This window comes from Bacillus sp. B1-b2 (genome assembly GCF_009183415.1).
GTDB lineage: Bacteria > Bacillota > Bacilli > Bacillales > Cytobacillaceae > Niallia.
The window spans coordinates 1-23,529 of record NZ_WEHU01000043.1; the positions used below are offsets into that span (position 1 = coordinate 1).

Below are 23,529 nucleotides of genomic sequence, written 5' to 3' on the forward strand. Positions count from 1 at the left end.
TCCGAGAGAATCATACCTTCCAGGATTCGGGGCTTGTTATTACCGAAGTAACATCGCCCAACCTATAACAGTAAATTCATGCTTTAAAGCAAAAAGGAGCGACTGCCCGTCGCACAAAAAAGAGGCAGTCGTGCAGGCTGCCTCTCCGTAGCGCATTGAATATATGCACTAAAAGAAAATGAATTTGAATCATTTTCACGATTCCTTATAAGATATGCTTGGTAATCAAGTTTTGGAACGGTTTGCATTAAAAAAAGGCGCTTGAGCACCCAATGTAGAAGAAAAGGCGTTGCCATTCACCTTATTGATAAGAAGTTATTATGAAGTTTTCCGTCTTCACAATTAACATATGTCAGATTAAGTGGTTTGTATAGTAAGTATGTCCAAAACAGAAGTCCATTTTTTGGTTTTTAATCCTGATTGCTGCAGCGTGGATATATCGAAATAACAAAGTCAAATGGTATTCCACCAAATAATCCGAATACCCATTTAAAAAAAGGTAACGCATTATATTCGTTTAACGGTCAGAATAATAATTAAGAAAGGAAGTGGGGAAATACAAAAATGGGTTCTCCTACATAGGTTTTAAAATGGAAATACCCATTTGATAAAGGTGATGATTTAATGACAATAGGTAGTTGTTTGTCACACGCAACCGATTAAGTGTAAGGAACAACATTCTACTACTCCATAGGTAAATGAGGTATCAAGGGCTTGGTGAATCCGAAAATTACTAGATAAGGGGATGCTTGATGAGAATTCAACTTTTTATATTTCCTTTGATTGCATTGTTTTTTTAACAGTTACCGGTTGCTCTAATGGAATTGAAAATGATAAACAAAAAATACTGGTTCAACAGCATAGTGGAATAGACAACAAATACGACAATTTCAAAGAGATTAACAATAGTAAACAAGTGCAGAAGGTAAAAAAAATATTAAATGAAGCTGATTGGAACAATACAGTGGTGAGTATGTCTCGCCCTGCGGATTATCAATTCTTTTTCAATTATAAAGACAAAAGTATTCAGTCAGATGCTATGCAACATCTGATCTGGATTAGTCCTACTAAAGACAAATTAGAAGTTGTTAGAGGAAATAATGCATATATGCAACTAACAGAACAAGATTCAGCAATTTTATATAACATTATTACGGGTACAAAATTATCTGATGTAAAATAAAGAGTGTTATTAAATTAACGGTTCCGTAACTTTATGATCCGGCTGGCAACCTTATTTCTGCATGTTTTTTATGCAAAATTGGCAGGTTCAGTTTAATTCTTGCACACTGTAATTGACCTTTACTGTAAAGGAGTTACGGGGGTTTGAAATTCCAATATTACAATGCACTAAAAGAGTGGTAAATATTTATGCTGCAACTACACTTCACGGTTGCCAATGCGAATCTTCTCCGATACAGCATGGCGAAGTAAGAACATTCATCTTGCCTGATGGGACGTATCCTATGGTGAAGATGTGGGATTATGGTGCGTCATCCGGTTAATGTATCTTAATCTCCCCCAAAAAGGATAATAAATAGAATGAACATGGTTTAACGCGATGGACGAACAGAAATTGATAATCTAATAGGTTAGTTAGTTAGTTAAGTAAGTTGTCGTCGCAAGAAGAACTCATATTGAGTTCTTTTTATTTTGATAAAATTTCAAGTTACAGGCTATTATTACTAGTCTGGTTGTTCATCACCCCTTCAGGTGAAATACTTTGTAGTAATACGAAATGTAGATTTAAAAAACAGACAGAATTTCACTGTCTGTTCAATGGATATTTTCCCAATAATACTGACTTATAACATTCGCCAAAATATCAGCAGTACGGTAAAGTTCATCTATTTGATTTTCAACCCCACCCAACTCAATTATCACACTATTAGGAGATAAATCCTGATTATAAATGCCGTTCCCTTCACTTGGGCTTTTTAAAATGACCCCTCTTGAAAGATTAGGATAATTCTTATTAATTAAATCATTTATATCATTAGTGAATTTTAAATTCTTTTTATAGTCTTTGTGTCCACTACCAACTACAAAAGAGATCTTTGCATAACGAACACCACCGATAGCAGTGGTCGTATACTCTCTAGGTAACGAATCACGATGTATATCAAAATACATATCATTGTTTCTATTATACATTTTCTCTTTTAAAATCAGATTTCTAGACATTTGGTAAGAACTATTAAAATCCAGATTACTCTCATTAAGCATACTTATAATATCCTCAGTATTTACCTTATTTCCAATACCATTTAGTTTTAAAGCGTGTCCAAGTCGTTTTCCAACTAACGTTATATTAAATTTGGAGTGATATGCACTCTCTGGGGCTGTACCTTGTTTAAAATACGGTAGAAACGATTCACGGTTATGAGAAAAATAAATGAAAGCCACTTGTTTGCCAAAAGTACTATGAGCAGGTTTATTGTATATTTTGGGTGTTTTAAGATTTCTAAGCTTTGATTCCATTTTAGAAGAATCAAAGGTTCCATCTTTCTTGATCGCATTCGGCTTTGGTTTTACTTCCTTTGATATCTTATCTTTTATGCTGCTTTTACTGTCTGATGTTGTATCAACGATTGCTTTATGAATGGTGTCATCATCCTGTTCCTTGTTATCCGATATTTCATAAAGACTAGTGACCGAACTATGCGGATCGTTGATTAGCAAATATACAATATACATAAGATGAAAGGCGAACAAAATAAGTAAAATGATTAGTAGTCGCTTTAGTCGTTTTCCATTTAACTTTTTCACTTTTTTCCCTCAATTAAGATCTAGACTATGTAATATGATTTTTATCGGAGACACATTGAATTTTTTACCCCAGCCATAAATTTTGCGTAGGTTTATTAATATTTCTTTAGGGTATTTAAAAAAAGAGCTGCTTTTCATTAAAAAGCAGCTTGTTTGGTCTAGCATATAGTTACCCATATCTTATATTCTCTTGGCACCTAAATACCTTGGGAACCAATATGAATTATTCATAGAGCTAATACTGACTCCTTTAGATGACGAACTATGAATAAATTGGTTATTGCCTATATATATACCCGCATGAGATGCACCGGGCTTATACGTTTCAAAAAATACTAAATCTCCAACTTGCGGTGTTGATACCTTTACACCCTTTTTATAAATCTCTGAAACTGTCCTTGGTATGCTAGGTTTTGAACTCTTTTGAAAAACGTATTTCAAATACCCGCTACAATCAAACCCTTTCGGAGTGCTACCACCCCACACATAAGGAACACCTATATATTTTTTTGCATTTGCTGCTAAATTAGCTGAGGATTTATAAGAAGCCTGTGTAACGGTACTTTTTGATACACCCAATGCTTTAAACGTTGATGCACCAACAACACCATCAGCTTTTAATCGTTTGCTTTTTTGAAAGTTAACAACAGCAGCTTTGGTTGTCGTTCCAAAATAGGTAGTTGTATTTTTATTTTTAAAGTATCCTTTTTTCTTCAATACTTCTTGTAATTGTTTAACGTCGGAATGAGTCATTCCACTTTTTAAAGTCTGATCACCTATGGCCGCACTACTAACAATTGGACTAGCAACTAACGCTCCTGCAAGAACTAGAGATGATATAAACTTCTTCAAAATATTTCCCCCGAATATCTACTTTTTTCCGATTTTACCATCATAAAGTGACAAACAGATTTATACTGATTAACAATCACATTACAAAAGTATGCAGAAAGTATGCAGAAACTTATAAGAGTAAGTGACTTTTTTACTAATTCTTACTGTTTCGCAGTACCAAAAATGAAAAAAAACAGCTCAAGGCTGGACTTTTTAGGGGATCAATCTAAATAAATATTATAGGGGAGTGCATTTTTATCACAATATATCATCCCATTTTTCACAATAATTACCTTCTAAGAGGCATATAGGGTAGCAGCATATGTACCGCTATGGGATTTTAATAGCATGTAAACTGCCCTTTTCTCATGCTATAAATCATACCTCGTGTGCTAACATAAGTTTCTTATCATGTGCGGCAAAATTTCAGGATAGCATTTAATGGGTACGTTATTATTGATAATTTTCTTCTTCCCCTTTGTGTCTAGTGGGTTATACTACTGTTTTTTATTCCTAAATTTAACAATATCGTCAAATCTAATCTTTATTGTGTAACAATCCTCTGTTTGCTTTTCCAAATATATTACTTTATGTATCGGATCTAATCAATGTACCAGCCCTTCATAATCCCATTCAAGTCCATCTTCCCAAGTTTTATCTTCATAAGAAATGTGAATTCCATTGCGTAACTAATCTTACTTGCAATTTCTTCAATCTGATACTCATCTAGAATCGGTTTAGCTTGTCGATAATAATCCTTTTTCAATTCATTTAGCATCTTTAAATGTTCAGGCTAAAAAATGCTCCTTGCCATTTCATTTTTCCTCTGTTTTTAGTCCCATAATATCACTCCTTATTTTATTTTATTATAGAACATTCGTTCTATTTTATATGCAAAAAAAGAAGGTCCCAGTAGTGGAAACTTTTATATTAACTAATGTATTCAACAAAAGAAGGAATTCTCAATAACCCTGCCTTTGTATAATTTCTGAACTTAACCCGACACTTTATTTTAGGTTCAATAAAAATGAATTTATTGTCTTCATCTATTATTAAGTCTCTGTATTCACGATACAATTGTTTTCTGGCAGGTTTAAAAAATCTGCTACTGGAACACATATTATCCATCCACTTGCTAAACAAATATTTCCTCTCCTTAAACAGTTTAAAGTTAATTTGGCAAAGTACGGAAAACCTTATACATAAAACAGAAAAAAGATTCCTGAACAATTAATCAGGAACCTTTTTCTAGCTTATCCAGCACAGCAAGATAATTTCGAAACATCTTTATCAAAAGTTAGGGCAGCCAGCTTCAATCCTTCTGCCATTGTTAGATATGGAGCCATCGTTTCTTTCAGATCTCCAACAGTTAAACCGAATTTCACAGCTAATGTTGCTGCATAAATTACGTCTCCTGCGTTTTCTGCCACTACATGCGCCCCTACCACTTTCAATGTTTTCGCGTCTGCCACTAATTTGAAAACACCTGTTGTTTCCCGGTTGACGAGCGCTCTTGGAACAGCGTCCAATGGCAAGACTGATGTTTTCACTTCATATCCATTTTCTTTTGCCTGTTGCTCTGTTAAACCAACAGTTGCAATCGATGGTGAAGTAAACGTAACACCCGGAACTACATTTAAATTCACCTTTTGATTTAGTTCGCCAATTGCATTACGGGCAGCAAGTCCTCCTTCATAAGCAGCTACATAAACAAATTGCGGACCGAGAGTGACATCTCCGGCTCCATAAATTCGGGAATTGGTTGTTTTAAGATAATCATCAATGACAATTTCACCACGGGGGCCAACTTCAACACCTGCTGCATGTAAGTTCAAAGATTCTGTATTGGGTTTTCTTCCCGTTGCAATAAGCAGTTGTTCTGCTTCAATAATTCGCTTTTTGCCGTTTTTCTCTACATGTACTTTTTTAATGTCTCCATCTTCCTCAACTCGTTCATAAGTGACCCCTGTAATTAAGTTAATTCCCTGTTCTGTTAAGGCTTTAGTAATGGCTTCTGAAACTTCAGGATCGTATTCTTTTAACAGACGCTCGCTTCTTTGTATCAAAGTAACTTCTGCCCCTAGGTTATGGAATAATTGTCCTAACTCTAAGCCTATATATCCAGAACCAATCACGGTAAGACGTTTTGGAACCTTCTTTAATTCCAATATGCTAGTGCTTGTTAAATAATCTACTTCATCTAAGCCGGGAATATTAGGTACAGTCGGAGAAGCACCTGTTGCTATTAAAAATCTTTTGGCTGTGAATTGAGTGCCATTTACTTCAACTGTATTTTCATTTACGAATTTTGCTTCACCTTTTATTAATTCAAAACCATAATCATCAATTAAATTGACATATTTTTCATTACGCATCTCGGTTACTAATTCATTTTTTTGTTTTACTAATGGAGCTAAATCAACACTTGAAGCCGAAGTGTGTAAACCCACAAATGGATTATTTTTTGCTAGATGATTGATTTCCCCGGCTTTTAATAAGGTCTTAGAAGGAACGCATCCGATATTAACGCAAGTTCCACCCACTGTTCCACGCTCAATCATAGCCACTTTAGCGTTCAAAGCAACGGCTTCAATGGCAGATGAAAAGGAAGCTCCACCAGAACCGATGATAATGTAATCATAATCATAGTGACCTTCATCATTTAAACTTCCATCTGCTCCTTTTTCCGATTGCGCTTGTATTTCTTCTGCTTCTCCTGATTGATATTTTGCATCAACAATGGCTTGTTTCGCTGATTCAATCCCTATATCATTCGGAAGCTCAAATACAGCTTCACCACTTCGGAAATCGGCATTAATCCCCTTTGCACCAATGTTTTCAAGGGCAACAGCAACATGTTCTTCACATCCTGTGCATGTCATTCCTTCAACTTTTAACCGATATTTTTTCAATAAATTCGTCTTTTGTTCCGATTGTAATTCTTGTGCTTCTCCCGGATGATAGTTTGCTTCAGCAATCGCCTTTTTGGCAGCTTTAAGCTCCACGTCATCCGGAAGTTCAAATACGGCTTCTCCACGGCGAAAATCAACTTCAATCGCTTTTGCACCCATGTTTTCAAGAGCAACAGCTACATGCTGTTCACAACCCGAACATGTCATTCCTTGCACATTTACTCGATATTTTTTCATGGTAAACCTCCTTTTACTCGACGGGAAGACCTAAGTCTGAAACTGCCGTCTTAATTGCATCTAAATTAGTTTTAGTTTCATCAAAAGAAACCGTTACTTCTGCAGTGCTTCCATTGACTTTAACAGCTGTTGTGCCAGCACCATCTACCTGTGCAACGGCATCTTCCACAACAGATGGAGGGCAGCAATCCATACCTGCCTTAACCATGAATGTTCCCGTCTTATCACCTTCAGTAATAGTTTTTACATCCTTCTCTGGATTCATATCAGCTGTTTTCAATTCACTCTTAGATACTGATACTTCTTCTTTTTTGTTACTACACGCACTAACTACCAACAAAAGGGATAATACCATCATAGCCCTGATTATCTGTACTTTCATATAAAGCACCCCATTTTTTTATATTCCGCCTTCAACCATGAATAAAAAAAGAAACATGCCGAAAACAAAAACCGTCGTGATCCATAATCCAATGACAGAACTTTTTCTTTTTCCCTTTCTCCCATAAACCATATAAAAGGAGTATGCAAGCAATACAATGGTAACGATGCTAAACAATATCCGGTATTTCAAAGAATAGAATGCGATTGCGCCTGCAAACCCGGTAAGTCCAATGGGAATCAAGATTAGAGGTCCTAGACAACAACCAGCCATAACAAAAGCTGAAAACACAGTGGCTACTTGCGAGACTTTTTCCTTCATGACTTGAACCTTTCCATGCTGCAACAATCATGTGTTTTTGTATCTTTCTTTGTTTCCTTTTTTGTTTCTGGTTCAAGTTTCCTCCAACCATTGAAAAGAGCAAATACAAACAACAGACCCATCAAGATCAAAATTAAATCTTTATATTCCGTGAAGTATGACCCAAGTGCTGTTCCTGCAATCAACGGAAGTAGTAAAAACAGATGACACGGGCATGTAATGAGCGCGACAAGAAACCAACCTGAACTTTTTATTGTGTTTTTCATTCTGTTTCACCTCTTATTTTTTCAACAGTGTTTCAATAATAGGGCATTCATAAATATCTTTGTTTTCGGGACATCTTTCTTTAAGATCTATCAACATTTGTTCAATTCTTTTCAAATCTTCAATTTTACGCTGAATGTCCTCTATCTTAATAACAGTGAAATCATACATATCACGGCACTTTACTTCATCACGATCAACGACCCCTAGCAATTTATCGATTTCATTTAAAGTAAATCCCAATTCCTGCATCCGTTTTATGAAATGCAATCGATCGACCGTTTGTTGGGAATACATTCGGTATCCTTTTTCGGTACGTTCAGGCTCTGGAATTAAGCCTAAACGCTCATAATATCGGATGGTTTCCTTATTAACACCGCACTTGTCAGCCAGTTCTCCGATACGAAACTGCATACGTCTCACCTCACTTACTGCATAAACCTTGTTCCTTAGTACAGGGTAAATATATAGTTTACTTCATTCATGAGGTTTTACTCACCCTTAGAGCCAGATAACGTGCCACCAAAGACAGCAGTTCCAACCTCAAAGGCATCTGCAAGAGTCAACTTGTCCTTCGCTGTCATTGCATTCTTTCCATTCGCTTTTTGCCAATGTTCCTCAGAGCAATAAAATTGAATGGCTGGGCAACAACTAGTTGCAACAGGTGTTGGCTCATTCGATCCGCAAGAAGACTCGCAGCATGCGTTACTATTGGCAGTACCCGTTGTTCCCAAGCCTACGACCACGGTATTTGGTTGTGCAACAGGTACGTTGTTTTTAACCTCAATAGTGATCTTTTCACCGCAAAATGCACATTCAGATTCAATCACTGCATCTGTAAACATCGACGGAATGCCTAGAGCATCAATCGCACACATGGAATAAGCAGGCGACTTTCCAGCCACAGTGACCCGGTGCGGTGTCGGAAGCCCGGAAAAAGGATACGCCACCGTCACATCCTCAGAGTTTTGGTCCCAGTGAATTAAATCCAATTCCCTTAAACGCCTAAGTGCAGATTGGTCATCAATTTGTTCCTCTGTTGCAGTTAAATCATTGATGTTGACGATTTTTCCCTCAGCCATGGAAAGAAGAATGTCTAAACGAATACTATTCTCTGAAGGAGACAATAAACGGATTTTTTCTTCAAATCCTCCATCTGGTAAACCTAGGGATTGTAAAACCTTGACTTTCAACGAAGCATTAAGACTTTTGTTCATGTAGGAAAGCCTCCTTAATTTAATCTACAAAATTACAAGAATTTATCTTCCCCATACAGAATAAACCCTGTACCATAGTACAGGGTCAAGAAATAATAATTATTTTATTTATCCTCTAAAACTAAACTATCATAATAGTTAAGTTTAACCTTCTCCATCTGTTCTAAACTTATATAGATATCCAAATTTCTTTAAAAGTGTTGTTCCAAATTAATATGTTTTAGTACAACTTAAAATTAAAATTAATCTATTTATGTACAGCGATTAATTTATGTACACCTAGATTCTTATTTTATATCAATGATATACTTGGGAAAGGATGAAAAATTTATATATACAACTTATTTTATGGAGATACCTTCAGCTCCGTTATAAAATCCTCATCATCGAATGGAAGATCGGATTTGTGTAATAGCATTGGTGAAACAAACACGTATAAACCACCTCTGCACAATAGTAGCACAAAAGACCTGTAATTACAGACTGTAAGGTACACGAAAGTTATTCCTTTTACATATCTGTATTATATTCTTTAAAATTCGTTAAATAAAAAAGCACCATAAAGGCCCTTTTTCTAACAGCAATTCTCCGTATTTCCTAACAACACTAGTCCACTTTTATCTCCGCTAAGATCAATAATTAGGTCTTCCGTGTTAGGTTTAATTATTGGTTCAATTGCTACCTGTATCTCTTTAAATGTTACGATGATATCATCAACTTCTGGCTCATCCAGAGCCAGTACTATTCTTGGCTGGCCTCAGCCATAACCATCAAATTTGTATATTCTTATATATGCAACTAAGAAAAATCAATAAAAAAAAATCCTCAATAATAGTAGAGGATTTTTTGTACTATTTATTATTAGACGAAGGAGTAACCTACCCCTAAACAGCTGGCATTTGTCAACCACCTTCAATACACGTAATTTCGGAACTGCCAACTTTTTCATTTAAATCCCTCAATAGGCGGGGAAGAACATCTTTATGCACCAAAGATTGTAGAGTTTTTCGAGTGAATGGTACGTTGTAACTTTCAAAAATTTCTTTTGTATTTTCCCATACTTCCATAATCGCCTGTGGCGACATATTAGCTTGGATAACCATATAACTTTCCCCCTTTATTTATTGACGCGGCCCCCACAACATAATTGAAACACCTAATAAACAGATAATAGCCCCAATCCAATCGTACAAATCTGGTGTTTTCTTATCAACACCCCAACTCCATAATACTGCGATAATAATAAATACACCGCCATAAGCAGCATAAACCCTCCCAAAAGTAGGGAAATTTTGTAATGTAGGGATCAAACCATAGGAAATTAAAATAACGCTCCCTATAATTCCATACCAATAAGGTTTTCCTTCTCTAATCCACAGCCAGACCAGATATCCACCGCCAATTTCGGCTAGTCCAGCAAGAATAAATAGTAATATTGTATATATTATTTCAACCACACCCTAAACCGGTATATTAGTCCCTTACATCTCGTTTACTACTGCACTACAAGAATACGCCAACAAAAAGCGATCTTCATTGGCTTTTTACATATTTACGTTGTGGTTAAGATTCCAAATTAATTTCACCAATAAGTCAGTGTGTCAAGAAAGCCAACAATAACCATAATTACACCAGCTATTTTTTGTATAATAAATCCTACTTTTCTCCATTTCTTTTTCATAAATTGACCACTTAATTCAAAATACCATATTAAAAATATAGCAATTAATAATGGCAGAGAAGTCCCTAATGTGAAAACAGTAGGTAGAATTGCACCGTAAGAAACAGACAAAGACAAAGGCATTAAAGTGCCAAAAAACAAAAGAAACATGGTTGGACAGAATCCTAATGAAAAACTTATACCCATTAGATATGCGCCAAGTTTTCCCTTTTTTAAGAATTTTTCTGGTATTTCTCCAAGCTTTAGTGACCACTTCATTGTGATGAAGCCCATCATAAAAATACCTATAAAAATTAACATCGGTCCAACCATCTTCCGAATCCACGGAAAATATAATGTCAATGTACTTTGAAATTCTTTGCCTAGTATCCACACCGCCAAACCTAACGCTGAAAATACTGAAACTTTGCCCAAGATAAAAAAAGCAACTTCCATCCACACAATACCCTTTTGAATGGACTTATTTCCATATACAGTAACCGCTCCAAGGTTCCCAGTGATTTGACAAGGTACCAATGCACCGACTGTCCCTAAAAAAAATGCTGAAAGAATGGGAATACTCTCTGTACTTCTTCCAAGATTCAAGAATGGCTGAGTTAGAAGATTACTTAATTGGTTAAAGAACTCGTACATAAATTGCCCACCTATTCATCCATACTCCCGGTGCCGGGTACGACAATTGTATATTCATATTTCCTCAGTTCCCCGTTCGCTTTTACTGCCTCAACCTCCATTGAGAGAGTTCCTGATGAATGTATTATATTACCGGTTATTTTAAATGTTTCTTTATTAACTTTAAATGCGTTATACTCGATACTATAATCTGGCGGCATAGCAATTTTCACTTTAACGCTCTTGATATCCAGCTCTTTATTAAAGTCTAATGTTAGTACGTTAAGTCCCGGTTTTAATGGTGATATATCGACTTTTATATCACTGTATTGCGCACGGTTTTGTGGGTATACACCTTGTTCAGCCTCAGTAGGAGTCGCAACAACTAATATTGACGCAAAGAATATTAAAAGTAATCCGTATACGAATTCATACATACTGCGTCTATAAAACTTATTAAATAGGTTATTTGCAACCTGCTTTAATGCCTTTCTTTGTAGATAGCCTATAATAATAATTAAAGTTGTAAATGCTACTTTGAGTATTATCGCTTTCCCCCATTCGCTTTTTAAAAAGCTTTCAATTGAAAACGAAGGAACATACTGGAAAGTCATTATAAATCCTGTCAAAATGATAACCAATAGACTCCATAATGCCCACCGCGAAAATTTATCACTAACACGTTCCAGCAGCAGGGAAAATTCATTCTTCTTAGCGATTGTAAGTATCGAAAAAATACCTCCAAGCCAGATCGATGCAGCAGTAAGATGAAGTGCATTTACAATAATAGATAAAAACCCACCGTAACGTGGATAAGAAGCATGTCCCATAACAAAGGGAACAGTGACTAACGCTAAACCAAAAGCTACTAACTCGACTTTTTTAATGGTATAGCCCACTAAAAGAAGAATAATTTGAACAATTGGAACCCAAATATATTTTAAAGAAAAAAATTCATTTAACGGAAGGTCCATTAATTCAATTCGTTGCTGAATAATTAATAAAACAGCTCCCAGCGTTGTTATAAGAATTAATCCTAGTGAAATTACCCGCCAGCGCTTATATTCTGTTATGTCCTTTGATACTACTTTATTAAAGAAACTTGACCCAAACAATAAAGTTATGCCAACAAAAATAAGCCAGTATCCAAACTGTTTAAAACCAATTTGTGAGAACCAAGGCTCGCTCATTGGTTTTACAGCACGTGTGTCTTTAATGGGTGTAAATTCATCGTTAGCAAAATAGAATACATCTAATATATCTGGTATTTTGTTAGACGAATCTACTTGACTAGGACGTGCATACCACGTAACTTGGAAAGTTCCTTTGTCTAGGGGTTCATCAAATTCTACGATAATATGGGTTGGATCTTGAGGATCTTTATATGGTTCCTTTATTTTAATTGGCTGCTGATTCTTGTCAAAAAGACCGATAGCAGTTAAATCGACACTTTGGTTAAACCATAAATCTATTTTTTTATACTCCCCGCTTATAATTTCGCCATCATTAGGACTCTGTTTCAACAATTTCAGAGGACCTTCATTTTTTTTAGGAGCTGCATTTAACACTTCAAATGAGAATTTTTGTGTTAAAATGTCACCGTCCAAAGCAATTACATTAATTTCTGCAGTGTAGCTGTCAGCTGGTAACTCCTTTTTTATATTTCCAACAATATGTCTTGGGTTTTTTGGATCAATATAAGTACTGTCTAAATTAAAACTTTTTCCTGATGTACCTATTAATTTTATGGTATCTGAGTGTAACTTTACCGGATCTACAAACCAAATTTCAATTGTATCAGGGCTATCATTTAGTCTCTGACCCCCTTCAGGTAAAGTTTTAACTATGGATGAGTGGGCTTCCGTTAACGTTCCCGGAAATAAAGATAGCAAGAAAATAACAACCATACAAATCGTTCCTATTTTCGTAAATACATAGCTCATTTATTAGTATTCCCTTCTGTTATTCTAATGAATAGTGCTTACTTTTATATTGGTTTAGAGTATATAGAAACGATTTTTATTAAAGGAAAAAAGGCGATGATGTGTCCTGATTCTTCTCTCGAAAGGGGCTCAAATGTCTAGTTTTTTAAAAGTCCTTTTAATCCCTTAATGTTGTAGAGGCACTTTGGCTAAACAACTTGCCCTTATGCACCTTTATAAGTTTCACTTAAATGCGGGCTTTCTTGCATTTGCATTCCATCCATGTTCCCTTTATGGTCAGAATTTCTACCAACTAACAGGGTAATAACCATTGCTATAACGACTATGATAGGGAATAAAATTGTAAATATAATTAACCGTTTAATATCGTTAGAATTTTTCTTCATATAACCTGTCCTTATTCAAATTCTTAATCTATAATTTATTTCATTGTAAAAATGTGTAGAAAGTATAATGAGATCTAATTTAGTAATAACTTTGCATCATTAATAGTTTCTTCATATGGAACTTCTTTTGTTCCTGAATAATCTTTGACGACTACCCCACCCTGAACATTAAAGTTGGACTAACGTATATATTAGTCCAACTTGATCAATAAACTTAAATTACATTTCCTTTTGAGGATTGCAAAAGCTCTACCTCTTCAGATAACTTTTTATTTTCATCCATTAGGTTATGAACTTGACTTTTCAGTACATTAATATCTTCTGAATGATTTCCTTTATTGGTTGAGTGACAGTTTTTCTTATCACTACTAAACATACCTTTCATACAAAACAACATCATTAATGGACATAGTAAATATAAAATCCATTCCACACTACATACCTCCATCTATAAAGGGCCTAAACTTTTTATGAAAACCTAGCCCACAATGATTAATCCTTACAATTTAATTCATGAAATCATTACAAGCTTTCACCATTTTTTGACCTTCAGGAGAAGACATTGATTTCATCATGCCCATCATCTCATCGCTATTCATCATTTTGTTACCGTTCATGTTCATGTCCATTTCGCTATTCGATTGATTTGCATAAGCAAATTGTCCAACAACAAGTAAGGTTGCTAATGCAAAAGAAGATACAAACGCTATTTTTTTCTTCATTTTTCTCTCTCCTTTCAATTTGTTATCATAATTATAGACAACAAATATGATGAAAATATGGTGTGTTAAATAACTATTCAAATTCAATTAACCTTCCCACTAAAGGGAAATGTGTCTGCTCCGAAACTGACAGAGAGGAACAGCAAACCAATTCAATAATTTGGCACAATGTAAAGAAAAATAAAGAAGGCCCAAAAAGGGCCTCTTTCTCTATCATATATAACTTTATTAAAAAGTTAAAATAGATCGTCTTAACGTTTACGATGAACTACTTTTTCAATAGTTCTTTTTTTTCCTCATATTCTGCTTGATTTATGTCTCCTCGTGCAATCCTTTCACGAAGAATGGTATAAGCATTATCCTGTTTTTTCTCAAAAGGTTTCATGATTAAGAGGACAAAACCGTAAATCGCAAAACCGATAATAACTATCCAAAAAAACATGGTTAACATCATTCCAAAATTCATCATCATTATCTTTTCTTCCCTTTCCTTAACTTATTTGAAAGTCAATGTTATTGGGGACGGAATTTTAGAATTACTCAGTCTTAGATCATTGATCTTGTTTTTCGTTTGAAATATTTTTAGCATCCAATGAAGATCCATTCCCTTTATCAGCAATCTTCTTCCAATGTTCTCCACCGTTTGTAGTTATAAAAATATCTTTTAAGAAAGTTGTAAATACTAAATCTTGTGTATCTTTGGGACTCGAAGCAATATATCCTATTGCATCATCTTTTCCCAATTCTGGAATTACAATTTCTTTTAGCTCTCTAGTGCTATAATTAATTTCCACTAAAACTGGCTTTTCTGAAATCAGGCCTGCTAGTATATTACCCTCTTCATTAAAAGCTACAGATGTCGTCGGGGTCTCAGTAATAATTTCAAAATTATTACCAAAGTCGGTTGATACATATAGTCCTTGATTTGTGCTTATAGTCACTATATTATCTTTTTCAGGATGAACGGCGATAGCTGCAGCTTCACCTTCAACCCCATTCATCATAGATTTTTTCCATGTTTTTGTATTGTCTAATGTATAATATAACCCTGTATCATCCATTCTTGAATTCGGCTGAGGATTAATTACATAAATCGTGTGTGAATAATATCCAACACCCATACCATGAAAATCAATCTCTCCATATAAATCTAGAATGTCGAGGTTTTTCCCCATATTGTTACTTTTTAATATCCCAAATGGATTTTCCATATCTGAGTCAGGTGCTGGGTGGCCACTGCTATAAAAACCATCATCAACCATTGTAAAACCCATATAATCGTGTCTATCTCCTTCTAGTACACTCCATTTGCCATCTTTAAAGCGTCTTAATCCATCATGTGCGGGTATATAGATTTCCTCTCCCTTACTATCAAAGCCCAATCCGTGTATATGGTTAAACGAAATGTCATTACCATTATTACTTATGCTTGTCTGGTCTGAATCATTATTCGAAAAGGCTAAAAATCCTGTAAGCACTGTTAGAAGACCGATTAACATGGCGATTATTTGTAATATTTTTTTATATTTAAGATGACGATCTCGTTTATTTCTACCTTCCAGATTTTTCACATTAATTTTTTTCATTTTTTTATTATTTAGAGTCCATAGAGCAATCAATATTATCAGTAATATTACCGATACATAAAAGCCATAGTCCATTAAGTTAGCATAAACACTCTCTTTTTGATGTTCCTCTTCTGTTCCATGAGCTAAAGTAGATAAGGGTACACTGAAGAGTGCCAATATTACTAAAAACAATTTATTTAAAGGATTCACAATTATTCAGCCTTTCTCGTCTGTAAAATACGAAGCACGCATCAATCCGCAATATTACGCTAGGATCCCATCCGCCCTAAAAGTTTTCTTGAAAAATGTGCCTATTCTTGTAGATTATTATTACGGTTGAAGGAACCTAACATTACATATAAAAACAGGAGAAAAAGCATGAGAATGTTCATGCTTTTTCAGTTATCAATAATTATCTCAGATCATCATCAAGTGAACTTATCCTTTAATCGTTCTTCTTTCGTCCACTTGAAGAAAACATAGCCAATAATAAAACCAAACATTATCTCTTGAACGACTTTCATAATAACTCCACCTAATTGTTGATCGTCTATCGGTGATAACCACTGAAATATTTGTGGTGCATCTGAATAAGTCAGGTACATTGGATCCTGTGCAAAAATGATTAAAGCACATGCAGGTGTTAGCAAAACCCCTGCACCAAACAAATACGCTATTTTTTTCATATTTGATAACACATCTGTGCTTTTAGTAGGAGGAATTACAGGTATCCACATTAAAAATGCTGTTATCGTTAATATTATATGACTAAAGCTATGATATACAGTGTTTGAAACTAAGGTATCGAATATTATTGGAATGTGATAGAACGAAAATAAAACATTAAATAATACTAACGAGATAAGTGGATTCGTTAATAATTTAAAGAGCTTAAACTTTTGAAAATGTACCAACACAAAAGCAACTATAGGTTTTGGCAACCCCAATAAAAGCAATGGTGGCATTACAATATATACTAGCGTCTGTTGTAACATGTGAGCGCTAAAGAGATAACTGTCTCCTAAAATATGCAAGGGGCTGCCGAAAACGATAAATAAGGTTATTAATCCAAGCACAAACGACAATCTTCTTAAACTACTTACTAGATAAGAAGCTGCCCACCGACGCTGTAGATGGAAATAGACCCAAGTTATCAAAACAACCAAGATTAATAAAAAGGGATTCCAATGTTCCACAAAAGTGAGTGTGGCTAGCTCTTTTGGTTTTTCAGGACCATGTGCAAAGCCATCTTGCGGATTATATAGTATAGAACAAAAAACTAAACTAAAAATTACTCTTATAAGAATTTTCATCCAAAAACCCACTTAATCACTATTATTAAGTCTTTATAATGATTCCACACTTATATGAAGAATTTAATTATCCATATCCATGCCGTCCATATTGTCCATATCCTTTTCCATATCCATGCCATCCATATTGTCCATATCCTTTTCCATGTCCATGCCATCCATGTTGTCCATTTCCATGTTATTGGTATTTGTTGTTTGGCTAATAAGACTTGGTTTAACTGCTCCGAAAATCATGCCGATTAAGCAAAAGACCACAATAGAGATGCTAATAAGTCCAAAACGTATTCTTAATCTTTTTTCCTCAGTTTTCTTCTTCAAGATTATGCCTAGTTCCAGTAAAACCAGTGGGAGAAGGAATAGAGCTGTACTGATATAGAAGCCTACTGCCACAATGTCCACCCATGTTAACCAACCACCATTTTGGGTTAATGGAATTACAAGATTTGTAAAGAGATAAATAGATATCCCCGAAAAATATAATCCAATAAAGATAATCGCAATTTTGTTAATTTGCACTAGACTACCTGTTGTCTTCCGACTGTAGGCAATAAAAAACTCCATAATAGTTATAGCTTCAATCAAGATAATTGGAATTGCAAGAAAGATAATCAGATTCCAAGGCTGGTTATCCATTAATAACGACATATAATGCGTCATATCCATAATGAAAATTTCTCCTTTATCGTTAAATTTATGAAAATGCAAATTCCATTGAGATGAGATTTACATTTTCCGCATAACAATCCACGTAAATTATTTTCATCTTCAGCTGAATGTTAGAGTAAGGTGAAATCTCCTAATCATATCAATTTTGACATATCTTGGGTATCCCAGAAGTTAACTCATTATACTTAAATCCACCATTCCAAGAATCATTGCTGCATGACCTACAATTAGAAATCCACTAACAAGCATAAAATGCATTTTCAATTTTCTTTCCTTAGATTTATTCTTTTGAATTAGACCTAATTCCAATAAGGCAAGAGGAAGAAGGAAAAGTACGCCACTCAAATTAATGCCAACTGCCGCTACATCGATCCATGATAGCCAACCACCTGTCTGGGTCAGCGGAATAACAACCGTGTTAAGAAGATATATAAAAACTCCAGTAAAGTACAGTCCAAAAAATATGCTTCCAAATTTATTGATTAATTTAACCGTAGGGTTTGCTTTTTCACGCTTGGATAAAATATAAAGTTCAGTAATCGCTATCGTTTCAATCATTACCATTGGAATGGCCATAAAAATAATTAAATTCCAAGGCTGATTGTCAGATAAAAGTGACATAAAATGTGTCATCTGCATAATAATATCTCCTTTATAAATATTTAATAGTTTTTCACTTACAAATTTCGAAATAGGTCCCCTAGTTAATCAGGTAATTTCCTCCTTAAATATTGTGATAACAATTGAATCTTTGTTAGATATGATGTTACTTTAAAATTGTGGTGAAAATATGATGGTTTTCAAACAAAGTAATTTAATAAACCTTCACGATTTGTTTTTGAATTCAAAGCTATTTAAGGTTTTGTTTTAAAAAACAAACGATGAAAAAAAAAGGCCATATGCCAGCACATAATAAGGTTTAGTTATGGAAAGTCAGTCGATTATATAGGTTTTTAATTTATTGAATGGTTGATGGTTGTTATTAAAGATTTGATTCTTTGTTCTTTTACTGATGGGTTAGCAATCTCTTTTATCATTATAAGAAGGATAAAAGAGTAGTAGTTCTGTAAATGCTCCTTATAATTTGTTAAAGGCTCAAGGCATTATAAAACCAATGCTGGAAGAATTCATTAAACTTAGAAATGGTACATTTATATGGTGAAAGTAGGTTTTTATTGATGGCTACAGAAAGAAATGAACCTTGTCCATGCGGTTCAGGAAAGAAATTTAAAAGGTGTTGTATTGACGACCCTAGATATTCATCAACTAAAATTAATAACGGGTTAGCTAGAAAGTATATGTGTGAATTTGCACTTCATACGTTTTCGTCAACTGTTGTTATGTGCTACCCCAATAATCTAGATAAAGTTGATGTTTCAGAAAAGAATTATCATATTTATATGGTTCATGAAATCCCAAGGTTAAGTTTTGTTAAGGATAGTGTAAAAATATTTGAAACACATATAGAAGTAACGATTCAACAAGGAGTGCTAGAGAATGTTACCATGCATAAATTTGAATTTGCGTTACTAGAGGGAAATCATAAAGAAATTTTCACTTATGAATTATTAAATAATAAAAAATTAATTATAAGAGATAATGTAGGCGGGGGAATAGAGACTGATGTTTTATCAATGTATCTAGAACTTTCTAAACAGCCTTTAAAATCAGAAGTACTTTATGTTGGTCAATCATATGGAAAAGCTGGAGAAAGGGATGCTATACAAAGATTATCCTCTCATAGTACTCTTCAAGAAATACTAGCAGATACTATGAATCGTGATATTGAAGTAGAAATTACCATCACTCTTTGGGAATTCACACCTCGTCTAATTTCTTCTTTTGACGGTATAAGTAAAAAATATCTTACTTCTGAAAAAGAAAATGTAGAGCATTTAGTAAAAGTCACTTCTGCACCTCCATTGTGGATTGATAATCAAATAATAAATATTTCTGAAGCTGCCTTGATAAATTACTTTAAACCAGAGTACAATGAAAAATTTAAAAATAATTTCCCTGACATTACCCATAAGGGATATACATTTTATTATGACTATGATTATAATGCAGTAACTGTGGAGTTAGATCCATCTTGTATTAATATTGATATTTTTTCTAAATCGAAAGATTACTCACAGTTTAGACCTATTAAATATCACTTGAATTCTGAAGAAGAGAGAAGATCTATTTTTGATATCGATTTTTCAACAAAATGATCTTGGAAACTACCGCATTACTCTTCCCAAGAAATATCAGGGTGTACAAGAAGGTAGATGCTACTAACTGGTGCGTTACTTCAAGAACCGGCTGCTCCTTTTCTGAGCGGCTTGTTTATTCCACTAACGCTAAACGCAATAATTGGCAACCGAGTAGGCTGCCATTTTTAATGTTATTTACTTGCTATTTTTGTATAAATTAAACCTTGTTTTTTGGTTTCTAAAAATCACTGCTGATTATAAGGAAGTTAGAAGATTAGCATCCAATAGTGAATTGCGTTTAAAAGCACAATTTTCTATTTTTTTCTTTTCCATTTTACAACAAAATATAAAATTCCAGCACAAATAATTGGTATACCAATCCACATACATATTTGGATGAAACTTGTGAAATAGGACCCCATTGAATTCGTGTCCATCATTGATGTAGCAGACATCGTTAAACACATTAACCCAGCTATCACCAAAATTATAACAACGACCCAATCCAACATCTTCAATCCTCTTTCACCTCCTGATTTACTTGATTAGACAGTACAGGAAAAGTGAGTTCGAATCGGGTACCTTTTTCTACCTCACTATGAACATTTATTATGCCACCTTGGAGTTCAACCAAATTTTTCACTATGGCTAATCCTAAACCAGTTCCACCAAATTCACGGGAACGTGACTTTTCCACTCTATAAAATCTTTCAAAAATATATGGTAATTCCTGTATTGGAATCCCAATACCTGTATCTTCTACAATACATTGTACTACATTTTTCTTAGCAGACATGCTCACCGAAATAGAACCTTGTTGGGTATATCGAATAGCATTTTCCAACAAATTGAGAAAAACTTGAATCATACGATGACCATCACAATAAATCAGTGGCAAATCAGGCTGTACATTATAATTTATTTTAAGTCCTTTTTCTTTAGCTTTCCATAGTACTTCGTTAACTGCACTATCCAATACTTCGGATATATCAATCCACTCAAAATCAAAATCGATTTTGCCTTCTTCCATTTTAGAAAGCTCGAATAAATCACCGATCATTCTAGTTACACGAACAGATTCCTTGTGAATAATATTAATATATTGATCCTTCTCTTCTTCTGTCTGGTATAATTTTTCCTTCAATACTTTAGCATACCCCTCTAAGCTGGTCATAGGTGTTCTGAGTTCGTGGGATACGTTGGAAAAAAATTCACTGCGAGATTCACGATATTTTTGTAAATCATAGGCCAAATCATTAATCGCCTTGCCTAATGAACCAATCTCATCATTAGATATTACGTGGACACGTGTTTGTAAATCACCTTTCGATATTTTTCGTGTTGCTTTTTCCATTTGTATTAACGGGTTTGATAATTTTCTTGAAAGTACATAAGTGAATCCAAGGGCAAGTAAGAATGATCCCAGTCCAGACAAGAGTAACATTCTACGTATTTCTTCAATAGAGTCATCAATTGCATCAATCGAGGATAACACATAAACTCCGCCGATAAAACCACCATCTGTGACAATAGGCTTTCCGGAAACAAGGTAACTTTGATTATCCAATGCTTCAAATCGCTTGTTGACTGACTTTCCTAATTTTAAGTCCTTGAGTTCATTTTCTGGTATTTGGAAACCTTTCAAAACGACTGTCCCTGCTGAATTAGCTATAATAGTTCCTTCGGCATTAATTATATAAAGTTTGGTTTTAGAAAATTCCGCCATCATCTCAACCATGTAAGCCATCTGTGAGTTGTAATTTACCGCAAATGACTCGGCATAATGTGAAGATAATTCCTCAATTTCCGTTTGTACTTGACGATAATAAAATTCTGAAAAAGCTCGATCAATGACAAATCCAAGCGGAAGTAAAACCATAAGAAATAGCAGAAGGATGGTACCTCCTAATTTAATTACAATTCGATTAAGAGTCATTTGCGTTTATCAGCCAATTGAAATTTATAACCCACACCCCATACCGTTTGAATAGGGTTATAAGCTAGCCCGGCTCTTCTAACTTTTTCTCGTATATTCTTCACATGACTATCAACTGTACGAAAATCACCGAAAAAATCGGTTCCCCACACTTTGTCCAATAAAGTTTCCCTTTCAAAAGCCCGTCGAGGTTGCTCCGCTAACACTAGTAACAGATCAAACTCTTTGGGAGAAAACTCTACCGGTTTTTCACACACCATTATTTGTCGGCCATCAATGTCGATAGTCAAGTCTTTAAAAGTAATTGTATTTTGTGCGTTGCCTACCTCCAAAATACTGGACCTTCTAACAAGTGCAAAAACCCTAGCAATGAATTCATCTGAATCGAACGGTTTTACCAAATAATCATCTGCGCCAATTGTTAACCCTTTTACCTTATCTTTTGTATCTGTACGAGCTGTTAACATTAGAATGGGCGTATTCTTAGTTTCACGAATTTTCTTACAAACTGTCCAACCATCCATATCAGGCAGCATTACATCTAAAATAATAAGATCACAAGGTAGTTCTACGGCTAGTTTAACTCCCTCCAATCCATTTTCAGCCTCTATTACCTCAAAACCGTTTTGTGAGAGATGAATACGAAGGAGATTCCGAACATTCCATTCATCATCAATTATTAGTGCTTTCAAGTTTCAATCCCTCAATTCTAAATATCCCTTATATGTTATTAGATCTCTGTATACTAATCCATTGACTTTATTATATAAAAAAAATTTGTGCAAAATATGAAGATTTAAGTTCTTTTTATGCATTAGTTTTCTTAACAATTATTAATTTTCTATACATTCCTCTAAACATTGCTTCTTTGTCTTCAAGAACACTACATGAATTTTGAACAACTTTAAACACCTTATAAAATTCAATACCAATATCTGTGCCGAGTAATCTGACAATTGGTCGCAATAGTCTTTTTCCTATCGTCATGCTTTTATTTTTGGTCAGAAATTTATCAAATATTAATACCTTCCCTCCCCCCTTTAATACTCTTATTATTTCCGTCATTGTGAAATCAGGCTTGGGAACAACGCTCAATATTAAGTTTGCAATAACAAAATCAAGAGTCTTATCTTTAAATTCTAACTGTTGGGCATCCATTTTAGTAAACGTAATATTTTGGTCTTTAAATTTTTCTTGTGCTTGTTTTAACATATCGGAAGAATAATCAATAGCAGTAATGTCATATCCCTTGTTAAGAACGTAAGGAATGTCTGCACCCGTCCCCACCCACAAAGAGAATCTTACTCCCTTTATCTATGGATATATCTTTAAATATTTTGTTTCTTGCCTTTCGGAAGATACCTGAATCGAAAAAATTATCGTAAACTGACGACCAATATTTATATATAAGTCGGTTCCAAGAATTATTCATCTATTACCTCCATAATAGAGTAGGGTGACCATTCACATGGCCACCCCCTCATCAAACCGCACGTGCCCTATTAAGGCATACGGCTTACCAACGTGTTATATTGAACTTTTATTTTCCCTGTGCACAGTTTATTTTA

26 protein-coding genes and 1 pseudogene are annotated in these 23,529 nt (G+C 34.5%); 2 read left to right on the top strand and 25 right to left on the bottom strand.

What is annotated here, in order from left to right:
* Nucleotides 1-745: 745 nt before the first annotated feature.
* The gene (locus F9279_RS23085; protein ID WP_152116490.1) at nt 746-1,183 is read left to right on the top strand and encodes a hypothetical protein; all 438 of its coding nucleotides are present in this window, start codon (nt 746-748) and stop codon (nt 1,181-1,183) included.
* 593 nt (nt 1,184-1,776) lie between these two features.
* Here the strand turns inward: F9279_RS23085 and spoIIP are convergent.
* From spoIIP to F9279_RS23200, 21 genes and pseudogenes are all read right to left on the bottom strand, one after another.
* Nucleotides 1,777-2,769 (bottom strand): stage II sporulation protein P, encoded by a 993-nt coding sequence (spoIIP, locus tag F9279_RS23095; protein ID WP_152116492.1) that lies wholly within the window; start codon nt 2,767-2,769, stop codon nt 1,777-1,779.
* A gap of 180 nt (nt 2,770-2,949) precedes the next feature.
* On the bottom strand, nt 2,950-3,621 hold the full coding sequence (locus F9279_RS23100) for a C40 family peptidase (RefSeq protein ID WP_152116493.1): 672 nt from the start codon (nt 3,619-3,621) through the stop codon (nt 2,950-2,952).
* 583 nt (nt 3,622-4,204) lie between these two features.
* Nucleotides 4,205-4,384: pseudogene (locus F9279_RS23105) on the bottom strand (YolD-like family protein); the annotation flags it as partial.
* A gap of 472 nt (nt 4,385-4,856) precedes the next feature.
* Complete coding sequence (merA, locus tag F9279_RS23115) at nt 4,857-6,752, bottom strand: mercury(II) reductase (RefSeq protein ID WP_152116495.1); 1,896 nt, start codon at nt 6,750-6,752, stop codon at nt 4,857-4,859.
* 13 nt (nt 6,753-6,765) lie between these two features.
* Nucleotides 6,766-7,134, bottom strand: coding sequence for a mercury resistance system substrate-binding protein MerP (gene merP / locus F9279_RS23120; protein ID WP_152116496.1), 369 nt, complete (start codon nt 7,132-7,134; stop codon nt 6,766-6,768).
* Between the two features lie 18 nt (nt 7,135-7,152).
* Nucleotides 7,153-7,455 (bottom strand): mercuric transport protein MerT, encoded by a 303-nt coding sequence (gene merT, locus F9279_RS23125; protein WP_152116497.1) that lies wholly within the window; start codon nt 7,453-7,455, stop codon nt 7,153-7,155.
* Nucleotides 7,452-7,721 (bottom strand): transporter, encoded by a 270-nt coding sequence (locus F9279_RS23130; protein ID WP_152116498.1) that lies wholly within the window; start codon nt 7,719-7,721, stop codon nt 7,452-7,454. The genes merT and F9279_RS23130 overlap by 4 nt, the downstream gene beginning before the upstream one ends.
* A 13-nt stretch (nt 7,722-7,734) precedes the next feature.
* Nucleotides 7,735-8,133: a mercury resistance transcriptional regulator MerR1 gene (gene merR1 / locus F9279_RS23135; RefSeq protein ID WP_152116499.1), complete on the bottom strand. Its 399-nt coding sequence runs from the start codon at nt 8,131-8,133 to the stop codon at nt 7,735-7,737.
* A gap of 77 nt (nt 8,134-8,210) precedes the next feature.
* A complete protein-coding gene (locus F9279_RS23140; RefSeq protein WP_152116500.1) occupies nt 8,211-8,936 on the bottom strand; it encodes an alkylmercury lyase family protein in 726 nt (241 codons plus the stop codon).
* A 902-nt stretch (nt 8,937-9,838) separates the two neighbouring features.
* Nucleotides 9,839-10,039 carry a hypothetical protein gene (locus F9279_RS23145; RefSeq protein ID WP_152116501.1) on the bottom strand — a complete coding sequence of 67 codons (201 nt, stop codon included), beginning with the start codon at nt 10,037-10,039 and terminating at the stop codon, nt 9,839-9,841.
* An 18-nt stretch (nt 10,040-10,057) separates the two neighbouring features.
* Nucleotides 10,058-10,384 (bottom strand): YnfA family protein, encoded by a 327-nt coding sequence (locus F9279_RS23150; RefSeq protein WP_152116513.1) that lies wholly within the window; start codon nt 10,382-10,384, stop codon nt 10,058-10,060.
* Between the two features lie 134 nt (nt 10,385-10,518).
* Nucleotides 10,519-11,250, bottom strand: coding sequence for a sulfite exporter TauE/SafE family protein (locus tag F9279_RS23155; RefSeq protein WP_152116502.1), 732 nt, complete (start codon nt 11,248-11,250; stop codon nt 10,519-10,521).
* An 11-nt stretch (nt 11,251-11,261) separates the two neighbouring features.
* Nucleotides 11,262-13,172: a copper resistance protein CopC gene (locus F9279_RS23160; protein ID WP_152116503.1), complete on the bottom strand. Its 1,911-nt coding sequence runs from the start codon at nt 13,170-13,172 to the stop codon at nt 11,262-11,264.
* 203 nt (nt 13,173-13,375) lie between these two features.
* Entirely contained in the window at nt 13,376-13,558 is a 183-nt protein-coding gene (locus F9279_RS23165; RefSeq protein WP_152116504.1) for a hypothetical protein, read from the bottom strand.
* Nucleotides 13,559-13,772: 214 nt separating this feature from the next.
* The gene (locus tag F9279_RS23170; RefSeq protein WP_152116505.1) at nt 13,773-13,991 is read right to left on the bottom strand and encodes a DUF2933 domain-containing protein; all 219 of its coding nucleotides are present in this window, start codon (nt 13,989-13,991) and stop codon (nt 13,773-13,775) included.
* Nucleotides 13,992-14,064: 73 nt separating this feature from the next.
* Nucleotides 14,065-14,280 (bottom strand): hypothetical protein, encoded by a 216-nt coding sequence (locus F9279_RS23175; protein ID WP_193224686.1) that lies wholly within the window; start codon nt 14,278-14,280, stop codon nt 14,065-14,067.
* A gap of 268 nt (nt 14,281-14,548) precedes the next feature.
* Entirely contained in the window at nt 14,549-14,752 is a 204-nt protein-coding gene (locus tag F9279_RS23180) for an SHOCT domain-containing protein (RefSeq protein ID WP_152116507.1), read from the bottom strand.
* Between the two features lie 79 nt (nt 14,753-14,831).
* Nucleotides 14,832-16,040, bottom strand: coding sequence for a F510_1955 family glycosylhydrolase (locus tag F9279_RS23185; RefSeq protein WP_226793858.1), 1,209 nt, complete (start codon nt 16,038-16,040; stop codon nt 14,832-14,834).
* A 236-nt stretch (nt 16,041-16,276) separates the two neighbouring features.
* Nucleotides 16,277-17,161 carry a cytochrome c oxidase assembly protein gene (locus F9279_RS23190; protein WP_152116509.1) on the bottom strand — a complete coding sequence of 295 codons (885 nt, stop codon included), beginning with the start codon at nt 17,159-17,161 and terminating at the stop codon, nt 16,277-16,279.
* Nucleotides 17,162-17,224: 63 nt separating this feature from the next.
* A complete protein-coding gene (locus tag F9279_RS23195) occupies nt 17,225-17,824 on the bottom strand; it encodes a DUF6803 family protein (RefSeq protein ID WP_226793861.1) in 600 nt (199 codons plus the stop codon).
* Between the two features lie 174 nt (nt 17,825-17,998).
* Nucleotides 17,999-18,466, bottom strand: a complete 468-nt coding sequence (locus tag F9279_RS23200) for a DUF6803 family protein (RefSeq protein ID WP_152116510.1) — start codon at nt 18,464-18,466, stop codon at nt 17,999-18,001.
* A 539-nt stretch (nt 18,467-19,005) separates the two neighbouring features.
* Here F9279_RS23200 and F9279_RS23205 point away from each other — a divergent pair.
* Nucleotides 19,006-20,043, top strand: coding sequence for an SEC-C domain-containing protein (locus F9279_RS23205; protein ID WP_152116511.1), 1,038 nt, complete (start codon nt 19,006-19,008; stop codon nt 20,041-20,043).
* 296 nt (nt 20,044-20,339) lie between these two features.
* On the opposite strand, the gene F9279_RS23210 is transcribed toward F9279_RS23205, so the two are convergent.
* The 4 genes from F9279_RS23210 to F9279_RS23225 all read right to left on the bottom strand — a co-directional run bounded on the left by F9279_RS23210 (nt 20,340) and on the right by F9279_RS23225 (nt 23,248).
* Nucleotides 20,340-20,543 carry a hypothetical protein gene (locus F9279_RS23210; protein WP_094768425.1) on the bottom strand — a complete coding sequence of 68 codons (204 nt, stop codon included), beginning with the start codon at nt 20,541-20,543 and terminating at the stop codon, nt 20,340-20,342.
* The gene (locus tag F9279_RS23215; RefSeq protein WP_152116512.1) at nt 20,540-21,961 is read right to left on the bottom strand and encodes a sensor histidine kinase; all 1,422 of its coding nucleotides are present in this window, start codon (nt 21,959-21,961) and stop codon (nt 20,540-20,542) included. The genes F9279_RS23210 and F9279_RS23215 overlap by 4 nt, the downstream gene beginning before the upstream one ends.
* A complete protein-coding gene (locus F9279_RS23220; RefSeq protein WP_226793864.1) occupies nt 21,958-22,653 on the bottom strand; it encodes a response regulator transcription factor in 696 nt (231 codons plus the stop codon). The genes F9279_RS23215 and F9279_RS23220 overlap by 4 nt, the downstream gene beginning before the upstream one ends.
* A 115-nt stretch (nt 22,654-22,768) precedes the next feature.
* Nucleotides 22,769-23,248, bottom strand: a complete 480-nt coding sequence (locus F9279_RS23225) for a class I SAM-dependent methyltransferase (protein WP_226793867.1) — start codon at nt 23,246-23,248, stop codon at nt 22,769-22,771.
* Between the last annotated feature and the right edge of the window lie 281 nt (nt 23,249-23,529).